A 14808-nucleotide genomic window follows, 5' to 3' on the forward strand; every position below is an offset into this window, starting at 1 on the left:
CCGCGCTGGTCCCGCCTGTTGCGGTCACACACCGATCCTTTAAAACCATGTCTATCAAACACTACCTGCAATTCAAGGACCTGAACGCCGAGGAATACGGCTACCTGTTCCAGCGCGCCGCCTTCATCAAGCAAAAATTCAAAGCCTTTGAAAAGCACCAGCCTTTTGCCGACCCCGACCGCACGCTGGCGCTGATCTTTGAGAAAGCCAGCACCCGCACCCGCGTGAGCTTCGAAGCCGGCATGTACCAGCTCGGCGGCTCGGTGGTTCACCTCACCACCGGCGACAGCCAGCTCGGTCGCTCCGAGCCGATCGAAGACAGCGCCAAGGTGATCAGCCGCATGGTCGATCTGGTGATGATCCGCACCTACGAACAGAGCAAGCTGGAAAAGTTTGCGGCCCACTCGCGCGTGCCGGTCATCAACGGCCTGACCAACGAGTTCCACCCCTGCCAGATCCTGACCGATCTGTTCACGCTCAGCGAATACCGCCCTGCCGCCAGCGGCAAGCCGCTGGATGCCATCAAAGGCAAGGTCGTGGCCTGGGTGGGCGACGGCAACAACATGGCCAACACCTGGCTGCAAGCCGCAGAAATGCTGGGCTTCACCGTGCACGTGAGCACACCCAGCGGCTATGAAGTGGACCCGGTGCTCGCCGGCATTTCCAACCGCGACTGCTACAAGGTGTTCAAAGACCCCAAAGAGGCCTGCGCAGGGGCCGATCTGGTGACCACCGATGTGTGGACCAGCATGGGCTACGAGGCAGAAAACGAAGTGCGCCGCACGGCGTTTGCCCAGTGGTGTGTGGACGAAGCCATGATGGCATCGGCGAAAAAGGACGCCCTTTTCATGCATTGCCTGCCCGCCCACCGCGGCGAAGAAGTGACGGCCGAGGTGATCGACGGGCCACAAAGCGTGGTGTGGGACGAAGCCGAGAACCGCATGCATGCACAGAAAGCGCTGATGGAGTATTTGCTACTGGGTCGCCTCGGTTGAAATCGATCTGCCTTCAATAGTAGGGAACGACACGATCAGCCCGCTGTGCGTGACGGCACGCAGCTGTCCAGCAACGCCTGAGCCAGCGCATGATCGACCGCAACAAGCGGCGACCCAATGGCACGGAATGCGTTGCGCCGGGAAAGGCATGGTTCAGGTTCAGGTGTGACATGAGGTCTCCAGTGCACAAGTGTTTCGATGAAGTTCATTCAATCGAAATGGCGCACTTCGCACGAGAGGCAGCTGTCCCGAATTGAGCGTGATTCGGACCGATATGACCCATTTGCCGGGACCCGTGTCCCGACGGGACTCAGCGAGGCAGCGACTGGGCGCCGAATCCCGCTTCACGCGCACGCACGATGGCTTGAGCGCGGGTTGCTGCGTCGAGCTTGACGAACACCGCAGAGACCTTATTGCGCACCGTCTTTTCGGCAAGGCCCAGGTGGGCGGCAATCTGCAAATTGTCCAGGCCATGCGCCAACAGTTCAAGCAACGCCCGCTCGCCAGGGCTCAGGTCGGGGAATGCCAGGGATGGGCAAGCCTGCGCTTGATGCTCATCGAGAAACGCCTGAATTTCGCCGAAGCATTGAGCGAAGGCAGGCTCATCCGCCAACAAGGCATGGCTTCGGCTGTCCAGTGGCACAAAGCGGGCACCCGAGATCATTCCGGCGGTCCGTCTTCCTTCTTCGAATGGTACGCGGGCGTCGCCGCGGGCATGCAGCACCAGCGTCGGACAGCTGATCTGCGCGGCCATTTCGGTGACGTCAATCTGACCAAAGGCGGCGATGACGCGCGCGGCATGGGCGGGACTCGTGGACAGCCGCTCGAGCTCATTGAACCATTGCACTTGTTCGGGCGACCCATCGGGAATGAATTGAGACGTGAACACCTGACGGAAAGCAGGGTTGTCCCGCCCCCAACCAAGCTCGATCAGGTCGACCATCAGTTTCGCCTCCTTGATCTGCGAAGGCGTCGGGTCCCGGCGCATTGGACCGCGCAAGTAGCCACCGAGCACAACCAGGCAAGAGACACGCTCAGGGTGGCGGACTGCGTAGGCAATGGACACAGCGCAACCCTGCGAGCAGCCAAGCAGCGCAAAGCGTTCCAGCCCGGCGGCATCGACCACAGCTTCCAGGTCGGCAACCCAGGCGTCAAGGGTTTGAGGTGCCGAATCCATATCCGACAATCCGCAGCCCCGTGCGTCATAGCGAACCAACTGGCGCCGGTTGCTGAGTTCTCGCAGCCATGGCAGCCAGACAGGACTGACAAGATCGAATTCGAGGTGGGTGAGAAAATGGGCGGCTCGCACGAGTGGCGGCCCTTGACCGATGGTTGCGTACGCGATCTGCACACCATCTGTCGACCTGCAGAAGCGAAGCGTTTGCGGTGTCTTGGCCTTCATTTGAACATCTTAGCGCCACGAAATTGCACGGTATTCAATTCGACCTATGGGCGACCTGGTATGAACGTGCCTGTAGACCGCATTGCTTCCAGTGTGCAGCCCGGTTTCCGCTGAACCCGAACCCTGCGCTTAGCGAACACGCCTCACCATAATTTTCGAATGTCACTGATCTACCAGGCAAACAACCCTGTGTTTCAAAATACAGTCACCCGCCCACAGGGCCTTGCCCGCGCGAGCATGCCACTCTGGCGCCACTAAACCCATCATGCAAACCTTGTTAACCGCCATCGCCACGATGGCCCTGCCCACCGACGCCCAGCGCATCTTCCATGGCCGTGGCGGGATGCATCCAGGGTGCGAACACCTGTCGTTCGACTGGTTCTCCCCGGCCTGGCTGCTCACCAGCTTTCAGCCCATGGAGGCAACCCAGCTGACCCAGGTGCATCAGGCCCTGATCAAGCGCTGGACCGAAATCGCGCCCGCCGGCGCACCGCTCAACTGGGCCTACCAATGCCGCGCCACCGGCCATGCGGAGACGCGCTTGATGGCCGGCAGCGTGCCCGATCCGCATGATGTACTCGAACATGGCGCACGCTACCGGGTGCACCTGCTCAAAGGCCAGAACCACGGTCTCTTTCTCGACATGGCCAATGGCCGCCAATGGGTGAAAGAATGCGTGCGCAAGCAGGCCGGGGAGGCCAAGGTGCTCAACCTGTTTGCATACACCTGTGCCTTCTCCATCGCTGCCTTGCAAGGCGGTGCGAAGCAGGTGGTCAACGTGGACATGAGCGCCGGCGCCATGGGTCTGGGCCAGCTCAACCATGCGCTCAACGGCTTTCAGAGTGGCGCCAGCTTTCTGACCCACGACATCTTCAAAACCTGGGGCAAGATCACCCGCAGCGGGCCATACCACCTCGTCATAGTGGACCCGCCAAGTTTCCAGAAAGGCAGTTTCATCGCCACCAAGGACTACGCCAAGCTCATGCGCCGCTTGCCCGACTTGTTGCGCCCTGGTGGCCAGGCCATGTTGTGCCTCAATGCCCCCGAGCTGAGTGCCGACTTTTTGCAGCACCAGATGGCTGAGATAGCACCCGAACTGGTCTTTGAACAGCGCCTGGACAACCCGCCGGTGTTTACCGACGTGGACCCCAACCGTTCACTCAAGGTCTTGATCTACCGCGCCCCCGATCTGCCACCCCGCACCGCCTGAGGCATCATGTCCAGCCCCTGCTCCACCTGCGGCGCTTGCTGCACCAGCTTCCGGGTCGATTTCTCCGTCATGGAAACCCAGACCGAGGGCGGCGCGGTGCCCGACGGCCTGACCGTCGAGGTCACCCGCCACACCGCCCGCATGCGTGGCACCGACCACAGCCCGCCGCGCTGCGCGGCACTCACCGGCAAGCTCGGTGAGCGCGTGGCCTGCGGCATCTACGAATGGCGGCCCTCACCTTGCCGCGAATTCGAAACCAGCAGCGACGCCTGCCTGCGCGCCCGCATGCGCCATGGCCTCGCCCCCTTGAGCGATGGTGTGTCCGCCGCTAAAGAATGAAACAAAAGTGCCGATATCGAGGGTGCGGTTCGGCTGCCAACTTGACGCACCCCATCAGGGCCTCGCCCCATGCGTGCCGCAAGAAGCTAACATGGACTTCCACACCCACCGAAGTTGAACGCCAGTGCCCGTCGCCCCCCACGATTCACCGATGTCTGCCCCATCCGGACCACCCCGTCCAGGGGTCGGCGAACCGCATGGACAAAGCCCGAAGGGCGTCGGCGAAACGCCGGCAAGCCTTCGCGCCATGGCCTTCGACGCGGTTTCGGAGGGCATCGTCATCACCGACAGCGCCCAACGCATCCTGCAGGTCAACCCCGCCTTCGAAGCCATCACCGGCCACCGCCAACAAGACATCGTGGGCCTCTCCTGCGCCTTCCTGCAAGGACCGCTGACCAGCCCGGAGGCACGGCAAGCGATCAGCCAGACACTGGCGCGACACGAGGTTTACAGCGGTGAAATTCTCAACTACCGCAAAGACGGCAGCACCTACTGGAGCGACCTGTCCATCTCCCCCCTGCGGGACGCCAACGGCCAACTGACCCACTTCATTGGCCTCATGCGTGACATCAGCGAGCGCAAGCGCGCCGAGGCCGAGCTGATCGCAGGCGAGATGCGCTTCCGGGACGCGGCAGAAGCCGCCGGGGGCTACATCCTCGACATGGACACCCGGTTCCGCTACACCTTTGTGTCGGAACGGTCTAAGCAACTGCTCGGCTACCCGGCCGACGAACTCATCGGTCACACCCCCGCCGAGTTCATGCCACCCGGTGAAATCGACAGGGTCAACGCCTGGTTCGAAACCAACCTCCAGCCAGACGGCTCGGTCCGGGGACTTGAGCACCGCATACTCACAAAATCCGGCCAAGTGCGCTGGCTGATGGTCTCCAGGGTTCCCCTGCGCGACCGCGAAGGCCATGTCACCGGACACCGCGGCACCGCGTTCGACATCACCGATCGCAAGCAAGCCGAGGCGGCCCGCGTCGAGCTGGAAAACCAGGTGCGCGAGTCCCAGAAAATGGAGGCCATCGGCACCCTGGCAGGGGGTATTGCCCACGATTTCAACAACATCATTGCCGCCATTCTGGGCAACGTGAACCTGGCCCGTCAGGATGTCAGCCCGGCCTCGCCCGCGCTGGAAAGCCTGGACCAGATCCACAAAGCCGCCAGCCGCGCGCGCGATCTGGTGCGCCAGATCCTCTCGTTCAGCCGACGCGAACAAACCCAGTACAAACGCACCAGCCTGGCACCCATTGCGCAAGACACCGGGAGCATGCTGCGCGCCCTGCTGCCCGCGCGTGTGGCCATCGAGGTCGAATGCGCCGCGGATGTGCCACCAGTGGCCGCCGATGCCTCGCAGATCCAGCAAGTCATCATCAACCTCGCGACCAACGCCATGCAGGCCATGGCAGGAAAGCCCGGCCGTGTGCACATCGGCCTCGAACGTGCCCAGCCCGAAGAGGCTCACACCGCCAGCCACCTCGCCCTGCGCGACCTGTTCCAGCGCCATCCCGAGGGACTGGTGCGCCTGGGCATCTCCGACAACGGACCGGGCATGGACAAAGCCATGCTGGGCCGCATTTTTGAGCCTTTCTTCACCACCAAGCCGGTCGGCGAAGGCACCGGGCTGGGTCTGGCCGTGGTGCATGGCATTGCCCAGGGCCACCAAGGCGTCATCACTGTGGACAGCCAGGTCGGCGCGGGCACCCGCTTCGATCTCTACCTGCCGGTCGACACCGAAGCGCCCGCCGAAGCCACGCCTGCCAACAGCGCGGCCTACGCCAACCCCGCTCGCCGCAGCCCGGGCATCGAAGGCTCGGGCACCACCAAGCCGCACATCGTCTACGTGGACGACGACGAAGCGCTGACCTTCCTCGTCAAACGCCTGCTCGAACGCCGGGGCATGCGGGTCAGCGCTCACCAGGACCAGGAGGAAGCCCTCAAGGCCGTCATCGACGACCCCGCCGGCATCGACCTGTTCCTCACCGACTACAACATGCCCGGCCTGTCGGGACTTGACCTCGCGCGCCGGGTTCGCGCCATCCGGGCCGACCTGCCCGTTGGCATCGCCTCGGGTTTCATCGACGAAACCCTGAGCGCAGAAGCCGTTGGCGCCGGGGTGCAAAGCCTGATTTTCAAAGCCACCTCGGTGGACGAGTTCTGCGGCTCCATCGAAGCCCTGCTGGTGCCCAAAACCTGAAAACCGATAGCCACTCACGGCGGTGCGAAGTTTTTGCCCGCCTGTTGGAATTAACCGACACCACAGGTTTTTGCCCGGTGCTACCTTCCCCGGATGCCAAAAATCTGGGACATATCCCCTCCTGTCAACGCCCAGTCGCCCGTCTTTCCCGGCGACACTGTCTACCAACAAACCTGGTGCGCCACCATAGGCCCGGGCTGCCCGGTCAACGTCAGCGCCATCACGCTCTCGCCCCATGCCGGCGCCCACGCCGATGCCCCACTGCATTACGACGCCACCGGCAAAGCCATCGGTGAAGTGGACCTCGATGCCTTCATTGGCCCTTGCCGCGTCATCCACGCCATCGGCTGCGGCCCGCTCGTGCAATGGCAGCACATCGAACACGCCATGAGCGGCGGCGCGTGGGGACCGGCCCCACTGCCTCAGCGCGTGCTGGTGCGCGTTTACGAAAAGATGCCGCAAACCGCTTTCGACAACGCCCTGCCCGCCTTCGCCCCCGAAACCGTGGCGCGCCTGGCCGACCTTGGCGTCAAGCTCATCGGCATCGACAGCGCCAGCATCGACCCGGCCGACAGCAAAGCCCTGCCCAGCCACCAGACCATCCGCCAGCGCGGCCTGCGGGTGCTGGAAAACCTGTTGCTCGACGACGTGCCCGAGGGCGACTACGAGCTCATCGCCCTGCCCCTGAAATTCACCACCGCCGACGCGTCCCCCGTGCGCGCCATCCTGAGAAAGCTGCCATGACGACACCCATCACCTCCCTCGCCCAATGCCAGGCCCTCGACCAGCAAGACCCGCTGCGCGGCCTGCGCGACCTGTTTGACCTGCCGCCTGGCGTGATCTATCTCGATGGCAACTCGCTGGGCGTCATGCCCAAGGCCACGCCGGCGCGGGTGGCCGATTGCGTGACGCGCGAATGGGGCACCGACCTGATCCAGAGCTGGAACAAGGCCGGCTGGTTCAACCGGCCGCAAAGCGTGGGCGACAAGATCGCCCGCCTGATCGGCGCCAGCGCCGGCCAGGTCGTCGCCACCGACAGCACCTCGATCAACCTCTTCAAAGTGCTTTCCGCCGCGCTCAACATCGCCGCTGAAGACGCGCCCCGCCGCAAGCGCATCGTGAGCGAGCGCAGCAACTTCCCAACCGACCTCTACATCGCTGAAGCACTGTGCAAGGAGCGCGGCTTTGAGCTGGTCCTGGTCGAGCCCGAGGAGATTGCCGCATCGCTCACCGCCGATGTCGCCCTGCTCATGCTCACCCATGTCAACTACCGCACCGGCGCCATGCACGACATGGCCGCCGTCACTGCCGCGGCCCACGCCGAAGGCATTCTGACCGTGTGGGACCTGGCACACAGCGCGGGTGCCGTGCCGGTCGACCTCACCGCCGCGAAGGCCGATTTTGCCGTCGGCTGCGGCTACAAGTACCTGAACGGTGGCCCCGGTGCGCCCGCATTCGTCTGGGTCAACCCGATGCACACCGACCGTTTCTGGCAACCGCTGGCCGGCTGGTGGGGCCACGCCACGCCCTTCGCCTTCACGCCCGACTACCAGCCCGCCGCCGGCATCACCCGCTACATGTGCGGCACCCAGCCCATGATCAGCCTGACCGCGCTGGACTGCGGGCTCGACGCCACCCTCGCCGCCGAACCCCTGGGCGGCATGGCCGCTTTGCGCGCCAAGTCGCTGGCGCTGACCGACCTGTTCATTCAACTGGTTGAAGATCGGTGCGCAGGCCATGGTCTCGGCCTCGCCACCCCGAGTGCCCACGGGCAACGTGGCTCGCAGGTCTGCCTCACCCGCGAATATGGCCCCCACACTCCGCCGCTGCGCGGGTCCTTGCCCCCCGAGGGGGCTGCCACCGCCTTGGGGCGGCCCGGCGGCGGTGACTCCGGCGCCTACGCCATTGTGCAGGCGCTGATCGCGCGCGGCGTGGTCGGCGACTTCCGCGCCGGTGACGGCCAGCGCCACAAAGACATCCTGCGCTTCGGTTTCACGCCGTTGTACATCGGTTTCGAAGACGTCTGGAGCGCGGTCGAGCACCTGCGTCAGGTGCTGGAAACCAACGAGTGGCAACGCCCTGAATTCAACCAGAAACATGCGGTGACTTGACCCCCCCTGCGCCGCTTCGCGTCTTCCCCCGAGGGGGACCATGCCTGTGGCCCGGCAAAGCCGGTTCCAGGGCGTGTGCTGGATGGCGCAATCTCACTCGAACGTTGTCGCCACGTAACAACCCAAGGACACCCATGACCTGCCCGCACCACGACACCTCCAACGCCAGCGCCAGCCCTTCCGCCACCGAAAACATCGTGCGCGAAGAGAAGGCACAGCTCGACTTCAGCCAGGACATGAGCTACGGCGACTACCTGCAGCTCGACAGCATTCTCGAAGCGCAAAAACCGCTCTCGCCCGCACACGACGAGATGCTGTTCATCGTGCAGCACCAGACCAGCGAACTCTGGATGAAACTCATGCTGCACGAACTCACCGCAGCCGTCGGCAACGTGGCAGCAGATGAGTTGCCTTCGGCTTTCAAGAAACTCGCCCGTGTCTCCAAGATCATGGAGCAGCTGGTACACGCCTGGGACGTGCTCGCCACCATGACGCCGCCCGAGTACAGCGCCATCCGGCCTTACCTGTCCAACTCCAGCGGCTTCCAGAGTTTTCAGTACCGCTGCATCGAGTTTTCGCTCGGCAACAAAAACGCCGCCATGTTGAAGCCCCATGCGCACAACCCCGCCCGCCTGGGCATGGTGCAAGCCGCCTATGAAGCGCCCTCCCTGTACGACGAGGCCCTGCGCCTGTTGGCGCGCCGTGGCATCGCCGTACCCGCCAGCCACACCGAGCGCGACTGGACGCAGGCCTACCAAGCCAAAGAGGCCGTGGAACAAGCCTGGCTCGAGGTCTACCGCAACCCTGAAAAATACTGGGACCTCTACCAGCTCGGCGAAGAACTCACCGACCTGGAAGATGCCTTCCGCCTCTGGCGCTTCCGCCATGTGACCACCGTGGAGCGCGTGATCGGCTTCAAGCGCGGCACGGGCGGCACCGGCGGCGTGAGCTACCTGCGCAAGATGCTCGACGTGGTGTTGTTCCCCGAGATCTGGACACTGAGAACCCAACTGTAGGCTCTGGCCTACCGAGCTTTGCCTAACGCCACCTAGAACCCGACCTCCAATGGCGCGGAGCCGGGTTCTTTCCAGGCTTGACGCGGGCGGTAGGAAACGACGAGCACCCTGCCCCATTGCTGTGGCAACGCCACCGAGAGCGATCCGATCTTTTTCGCCACCGTCGCCTCGGCATGGATTTCGTCAACGCCGATCTGGTCGTGTCCGTCGCCCCCGGTGAGCAGGTTCATGGCGCGCGCTTTCAACGACGCCTGTATCCGCTCCGGGTCTGGCCACTGCCATTGCCGGGCCGCCAAGGGTTCGCCGGTGGCCAGGGTCAACCGCAAGCCCTCGCGCCACAGCGCATGCGCCTGGACCGCAGCAGCCCGGAAATCGGAGGGCTTCAATGTGGAATATTGCAGTAAAAATTCCTGCTGCGTTTGCTGCGGGGCCAGTGTCTGGTGCAGCGCTTCCGTGTAGTCGATGAAGGCGGTCAGCGACACATGGGTGTCGTCGCGCAACACCAGCGCCACCCGATTGGCCGGCAGCTCATGCGCCATGGCAGTCGTCATCAGCAAACACGCACACAACAGGGTCAGCGTGGATCGGGTCTTCATGGGCCTCACCTTCTGTTGTCAGCGGCAGTAAGCCACGTTGGGCTGCGTGGTGGCATTCATGCCATCGGTGAACTGGAAATCCCAGCAGGCCGACTTGCCGGCGTGCTCGGCCTGGGTCAGCAACGCCGCCAAGGCCGAGCCGGTGACGGGTTTGTACCGGATCCGGTGCGTGCCCGCTTTCTGCTCATAGCTGTCGGTGCCGGTTTCGGTGCTGGAAAACGGACGGTCGGTGTGGAACTGGACCACCTGGTAGCCGTCGCTGGCATCGGTGGTCAACGTCATGGCCGAGACGCCGAAGGGCCGCACCGGCGGGCGGCGAATCGGGGAGAACTTGGCGCCCTGACCGGCAAGGTCCGGGCTGGGCGTGCCCCTGAAACAGGACAACACGTAAGGCGCTGCATCGGTCACGTGGTAGCTGTAGCCGGCAGGGGCGTTGGACACAGGGCTGGTGTTGCCGCCGCAAACCTCATCACGCGAAGCCACGCGGCCGTCGGCGTCGTTGTAACCAAAGATCGCAAAGCCATCGAGGGCCCAGCCCAGCGGGTGGGTGTCCCAGTAGTCGGCGGGCTGGCCGGCCATCAGGCAATTCGGCGCGGCATGGTAGTGGTAATCGTCGGCACGGCCGGCGTGGCCGTTGCACACATCGAGTTCGCCCAGCGCCTTGGTATCACCGTTCTGGCAACCGCCTTGTTTGCAGGGGCTGAAGATCGGCACCCCGTTGATGGCCATACCGATGGGGCCGTCGTTGGCTGTCGTGGTGGTCGCGGCGATGGCGGGATTCAGCGGAATCTTCCAGGCGTTGCTGCCGTAGAAATTCTGGGCGATTGGCACTTGCAGGTTGCTGGCGACGATGCCGTCCATCATGGTGTGGGTGGCCAGTCCATTGGACGCCACGTAGGCGTAGGTGCCGTCGCATGTCACCGTTGCCACCCCCGTGGTCGACGCCTTGAGCGAGCTGGCGATGCGCGCGCACGCTTCGCTTTGTTCCCCTGAAGCGGCCATTGCCGTGGTGGTTGCTGCAGCGGTGATGGCCGGCGTCGGTGAAGGTGGTGGCGCGGGCGGAGGCGGTGTTTGCGCCCGGGCGCTGGTGCCCGTGCGGGTGTGCTCAAGGCTGAGCGTCGCGGTGCCCAGGGTGAGCGTCGACATGGCGCTCAGCAACTGCGCGCCCGACACCGCCGAGCCCGCTGGCAACACCGGCGCCGCCGACAGCGCGAACACCGTGAACGTGTAGGTTTTGAGGCCAGCGCCCTTGGAGCAAGGCGGTTGATAAGCCATGTTGGGGCCGTTGCTGCCCACGCCCGTCGTGCCGACGCCATGGCTGTCCCTGGCGAGGTGGTGGGTGGCGCCCGGTATGCCGTGCAGCACCCAGTTGTACTTGGTGCGGCCATCGGGCGGAAGGGTGCTCATCAACACCGCAAACTCGGTGGTGCCTGCGGGCGCATGGTCCCAGGCCAGCGCCGGGCTGGTGCCTGCGCCGTCGCAGGTGTAGGCGTCGGGCAGGCTGCTGCCTTGCGCGGATTCGCTGGTCAAGACAAAACGGTTGGCTTCGGCCGCAGTGGCGGCCATGGCATGCGGCACAACGCTGATCGCGCTGGCCATGGCGGCGGCCGCCCACAGGGTCCGCAGGGCGGAGCGGAATTTCGGTGTATTCATGACTGAGCTTCCGGTGATTGGGGTGCCGGGCGGCTCAGGGTGCGTTAACCGTGAGTTTGCACAGCAAGGTGTTGTCGGCCTTGAGGTCCGAGGTCCAGATCAGGCGAGCGGCGGGGTCCCAGGTGACATCGAAGTAGCCCTGTTTGGCGCCGATGTCGGCGGCGCTGTAGACGGTGGCGTTATCCCAGGCGCTGGTGTCGAAACCGGCGGCTTTCCAGTTCGCCGGTTCTTCGGAGATGGTGGCACCGCAACTGGCCACCGAGGGATCGCTGCTGGACACGCAGCTCGGAACCAGCGGGGCCTTGTGGATGACCTCGCACTTGACTGCGCTGTCCGACACGGCCACCACTTTCTGCGTCGCGGTGTCGGTGACCTGCATGATGAACCCGCCGTCACCGATCTGCTGCCTTGCGCTGCCGATGTACTCCAGCCCGGTGTCGTTTTGCTTGAAGTCCTTGATGGTGAAATTCAGCACCAACGGGTAGTCCGCGTCGAAACGCAGTGTCTCTGAATTGAAAGAGCGCTCGGTGGTGATCGGCACCGAGTCTTCACCCACGAAGCGCTCGCCGACATGGAGCGAGAACCAGTTGTCGGCCCAGACCTCGGCCTTGAAGGAGCCCGCCGCCGCTGCGAAGGGCAGGCTGGCGGCCAGGAATGCCCCAGCCAGACGCTGGGCGAAATGTCGTGCAGATGGTTTCATGTGAGGCCTCTGGGTGGTTGGGACGGAGGGACGCTCCGTCGATGACCCCATCGTAAAACCCAATACGCCCTGAAAAATGACATCTTCGTCATGAAGAGTGGCCGTCTCGGTGGCGGCCTTGCTGGGGTACCTTAAGTTCCCGCAGGCAGCAGCAGCCTCAAGACCAGCGGGTCGTCAGCGCCGGGCTCCACCGTCAACTCACCGCCATGGGCGCGGGCGATGACACGCGAGAGGCTGAGGCCCAGGCCATGGCCGTCCACCCGCCGGTTGCGCGCCGCATCGCCCCGGAAGAAACGCTCAAAGAAGCGGGCCCGGTCTTCGGGTGAAAGGCCTGGCGCGAAGTTCGCCATCTCCAGCTCGATGCCCAAGGGCGTGGCCCGGGCGCGCCAGTGGATCCATCCGCCGGCGGGCGTGTATTTCAGCGCGTTGCTGGTGAGGTTGTTGAGCAACTGGTCGAGCAATTGCGGATCGGCCTGCACGGTCAGCCCATCGGCCACCTCGGCCGACAGCTTCACGTCCAGCCCAAAGGTTTGCGCCTCGGTGAACCGCTCGTTCAAGGCTTCGCTCAGGTTCACCGGCATGCGCTGCAAGGCCAGCCGGCCGGCATCGGCCTGCGACAGCAGCAGCAACTTTCTGGAGATCGACGACAGGCGCCCTACTTCGTCCAGCATGTCGATCAGGGTCAGCTGAAGCGCCTGATCGTCCGCTCGCTGCACCGCGCGTTCGAGCTGGCCCTGCAAAATGGTCAGCGGTGTTTTCAGCTCGTGTGCGGCATCGGCCGAGAAGCGCGAAGCCTGGTGAAAACTGGTCTCCAGCCGGTCCAGCATCTTGTTGTACGAGGTGATGAGCTCCTGAAACTCGCGGTCTTCCAGCGCCGCCGACAGGCGCTGATCCAGCGCCTTCTCATCGACCGCTTTCATCGCGTCGCGCAGCCGCACCACGGGCTTGAGCGCCAGGCCCGACAGCAACCACGCCCCCAGCGCGGTGAGCAGCAACGCCAGCGGCAATGCGATGGCCGCCACCTGTCGCCAAACCCCCAGCAGGTCAGCACGAGTGGCAGCGAGGTCGGCCGCAACGAATCCGCGCTCAGATGGGCCGCCGACCAGGGCCGCATGCCAATCACCACCGGCCAGATCAAACCGGCTCAGCGCACAGGCGGTGCGGTTCGCAGGGTTGGAGGCGTTTTGGGTGTCTGCGGCCGCCGCATCTCGACGCCAGGACAGTTGGTCGATATCCAGCCCCTCGGGCCAGTGAGCCGACTTCAGCCGCCCCGGTCCGCTCGGCGTCTCAACCGCCAGCAGCAGTTGTTCGGGCGATTTCAACCGCAGCTTGGCCACCATGTCGGCGCCCAGGCGCTCTACGTCGCCAGTGGCGGTCGGGCCGGCCAGCCGCCGGGCTTCATCGCACAGGCGCTCGTCCAGCCGCTGGCCTTCGAACGCCAGCACACTGGACCAGCTGAACAGCGCCACGCTGGCCAGCACCAGCGCCACGGTCAAGGCCGTGACCGCAAAAATGCGGACCCGGAAGGACGGCATGCTGAGTCTCAAGGCACGGGCCTGAAACGGTAGCCAACGCCTCTGACCGCTTCGATCGGCGAGGCGCTGCCCGCGCCGGCGTCGATGGACTCGATCTTCCGGCGGATCCGCTGGACACACGCATCCACCACATTCGTGGCCGGATCAAAGTCGTAGCCCCACACGTGTTCCAGCATCTGGGTGCGCGTCAGCACGCGCCCTGCCGAACGCATCAGCAACTCGATGAGGGCAAACTCACGGCTGGTGAGTTCGATCGTCTGGCCATGGCCGGTGACCTGTCGAGCCATGCAGTCAAGCACGAATGGCCCGACCTGTACGGTGTTCTGGCGCTCGCCCGACAGCCGCCGCAGCAGAGCCTGGATGCGGGCAGCCAGTTCCTCCACATAGAACGGTTTGGCCAGGTAGTCGTCGGCACCCAGGTTGAGCCCTTCGATGCGGTCACCCAGCTCGTTGCGCGCGGTCAGCAAGATCACCGGTGTGGTGATGCCCTCGGCGCGCAACCCCCGCAACACCGAGAGGCCGTCGCGCCCGGGCAGCATCAGGTCGAGCACGATCGCGTCATGTTGGCCCAGGCGGGCCCGCTCGAAGCCGGTGTGGCCGTTGTCGCAGGCCTCCACCTCGAAGCCGCGCTCCGTCAAGCCCGCGCAAACGAAGTCTGCGATGCGCCGTTCGTCTTCGATGACCAGGATCTTCATGGCTGTCAGTATGGTTGCTCTCGGTGTGTCCGTTGTGAACTGCGCGATGCAGCGCTCGGGCAACTGTTGCAGGTCGAACGCTTTTCAGCGGCCGAATGGATGGAGGATCCATGGCATGACAACCCAGCGAAGCGGTGTCCGGTGTCCTTGCACGGGAGGCGCACACCCGCCCCGGTTCGCACCGGGAACCTCCGAAGCGTTCGCAAGCACTCGCCGTCAAAGGTCAACCCCTGGCCTTGAATTGCCCCGAAACAAGAAACCCTCCGGCACAGATCCGGCTTCGTCGGAGCGAGCCCCCGGCCCAATGTGCCAGGGGGGGCGTGCGCATGTTCCCGAGACATGGACCGTTTGCGCTT

The 14808-nt window shown here is 64.4% G+C and carries 13 protein-coding genes; 7 read left to right on the plus strand and 6 right to left on the minus strand.

The genetic code is table 11. The features are described 5' to 3' along the window. The first annotated feature begins 47 nt into the window (after positions 1 to 47). Entirely contained in the window at positions 48 to 995 is a 948-nt protein-coding gene (gene argF / locus LPB072_RS15625) for an ornithine carbamoyltransferase (RefSeq protein WP_066084012.1), read from the plus strand. A 310-nt stretch (positions 996 to 1305) separates the two neighbouring features. On the opposite strand, the gene LPB072_RS15630 is transcribed toward argF, so the two are convergent. After that, positions 1306 to 2397: an alpha/beta fold hydrolase gene (locus tag LPB072_RS15630; RefSeq protein ID WP_066084010.1), complete on the minus strand. Its 1092-nt coding sequence runs from the start codon at positions 2395 to 2397 to the stop codon at positions 1306 to 1308. Positions 2398 to 2662: 265 nt separating this feature from the next. Between LPB072_RS15630 and LPB072_RS15635 the strand changes: the two genes are divergently transcribed. The 6 genes from LPB072_RS15635 (at position 2663) to kynA (ending at position 9273) form a co-directional block, all read left to right on the plus strand. Continuing rightward, on the plus strand, positions 2663 to 3607 hold the full coding sequence (locus LPB072_RS15635) for a class I SAM-dependent methyltransferase (RefSeq protein ID WP_066084008.1): 945 nt from the start codon (positions 2663 to 2665) through the stop codon (positions 3605 to 3607). A gap of 6 nt (positions 3608 to 3613) precedes the next feature. Beyond that, the gene (locus LPB072_RS15640; RefSeq protein ID WP_066084003.1) at positions 3614 to 3946 is read left to right on the plus strand and encodes a YkgJ family cysteine cluster protein; all 333 of its coding nucleotides are present in this window, start codon (positions 3614 to 3616) and stop codon (positions 3944 to 3946) included. A 247-nt stretch (positions 3947 to 4193) separates the two neighbouring features. After that, positions 4194 to 6146, plus strand: coding sequence for a PAS domain S-box protein (locus tag LPB072_RS15645; protein WP_066083999.1), 1953 nt, complete (start codon positions 4194 to 4196; stop codon positions 6144 to 6146). A 93-nt stretch (positions 6147 to 6239) separates the two neighbouring features. After that, the gene (kynB, locus tag LPB072_RS15650) at positions 6240 to 6890 is read left to right on the plus strand and encodes an arylformamidase (RefSeq protein WP_066083996.1); all 651 of its coding nucleotides are present in this window, start codon (positions 6240 to 6242) and stop codon (positions 6888 to 6890) included. Then, a complete protein-coding gene (gene kynU / locus LPB072_RS15655) occupies positions 6887 to 8257 on the plus strand; it encodes a kynureninase (RefSeq protein WP_231943269.1) in 1371 nt (456 codons plus the stop codon). The genes kynB and kynU overlap by 4 nt, the downstream gene beginning before the upstream one ends. A gap of 134 nt (positions 8258 to 8391) precedes the next feature. Then, complete coding sequence (gene kynA / locus LPB072_RS15660; RefSeq protein WP_066083993.1) at positions 8392 to 9273, plus strand: tryptophan 2,3-dioxygenase; 882 nt, start codon at positions 8392 to 8394, stop codon at positions 9271 to 9273. 32 nt (positions 9274 to 9305) lie between these two features. Here kynA and LPB072_RS15665 read toward each other — a convergent pair whose 3' ends face one another. The 5 genes from LPB072_RS15665 to LPB072_RS15685 form a co-directional block, all read right to left on the minus strand. Beyond that, entirely contained in the window at positions 9306 to 9869 is a 564-nt protein-coding gene (locus LPB072_RS15665) for a hypothetical protein (protein ID WP_157559338.1), read from the minus strand. Positions 9870 to 9887: 18 nt separating this feature from the next. Further along, positions 9888 to 11522, minus strand: a complete 1635-nt coding sequence (locus LPB072_RS15670) for a YHYH protein (protein ID WP_066083985.1) — start codon at positions 11520 to 11522, stop codon at positions 9888 to 9890. Between the two features lie 34 nt (positions 11523 to 11556). Continuing rightward, complete coding sequence (locus tag LPB072_RS15675; RefSeq protein WP_066083983.1) at positions 11557 to 12222, minus strand: hypothetical protein; 666 nt, start codon at positions 12220 to 12222, stop codon at positions 11557 to 11559. 131 nt (positions 12223 to 12353) lie between these two features. Next, complete coding sequence (locus LPB072_RS15680) at positions 12354 to 13757, minus strand: ATP-binding protein (protein ID WP_066083980.1); 1404 nt, start codon at positions 13755 to 13757, stop codon at positions 12354 to 12356. An 8-nt stretch (positions 13758 to 13765) separates the two neighbouring features. Further along, positions 13766 to 14452 carry a response regulator transcription factor gene (locus LPB072_RS15685; protein ID WP_066083975.1) on the minus strand — a complete coding sequence of 229 codons (687 nt, stop codon included), beginning with the start codon at positions 14450 to 14452 and terminating at the stop codon, positions 13766 to 13768. Positions 14453 to 14808 lie beyond the last annotated feature (356 nt).

This window comes from Hydrogenophaga crassostreae, assembly GCF_001761385.1.
Taxonomy (GTDB): domain Bacteria; phylum Pseudomonadota; class Gammaproteobacteria; order Burkholderiales; family Burkholderiaceae_C; genus Hydrogenophaga; species Hydrogenophaga crassostreae.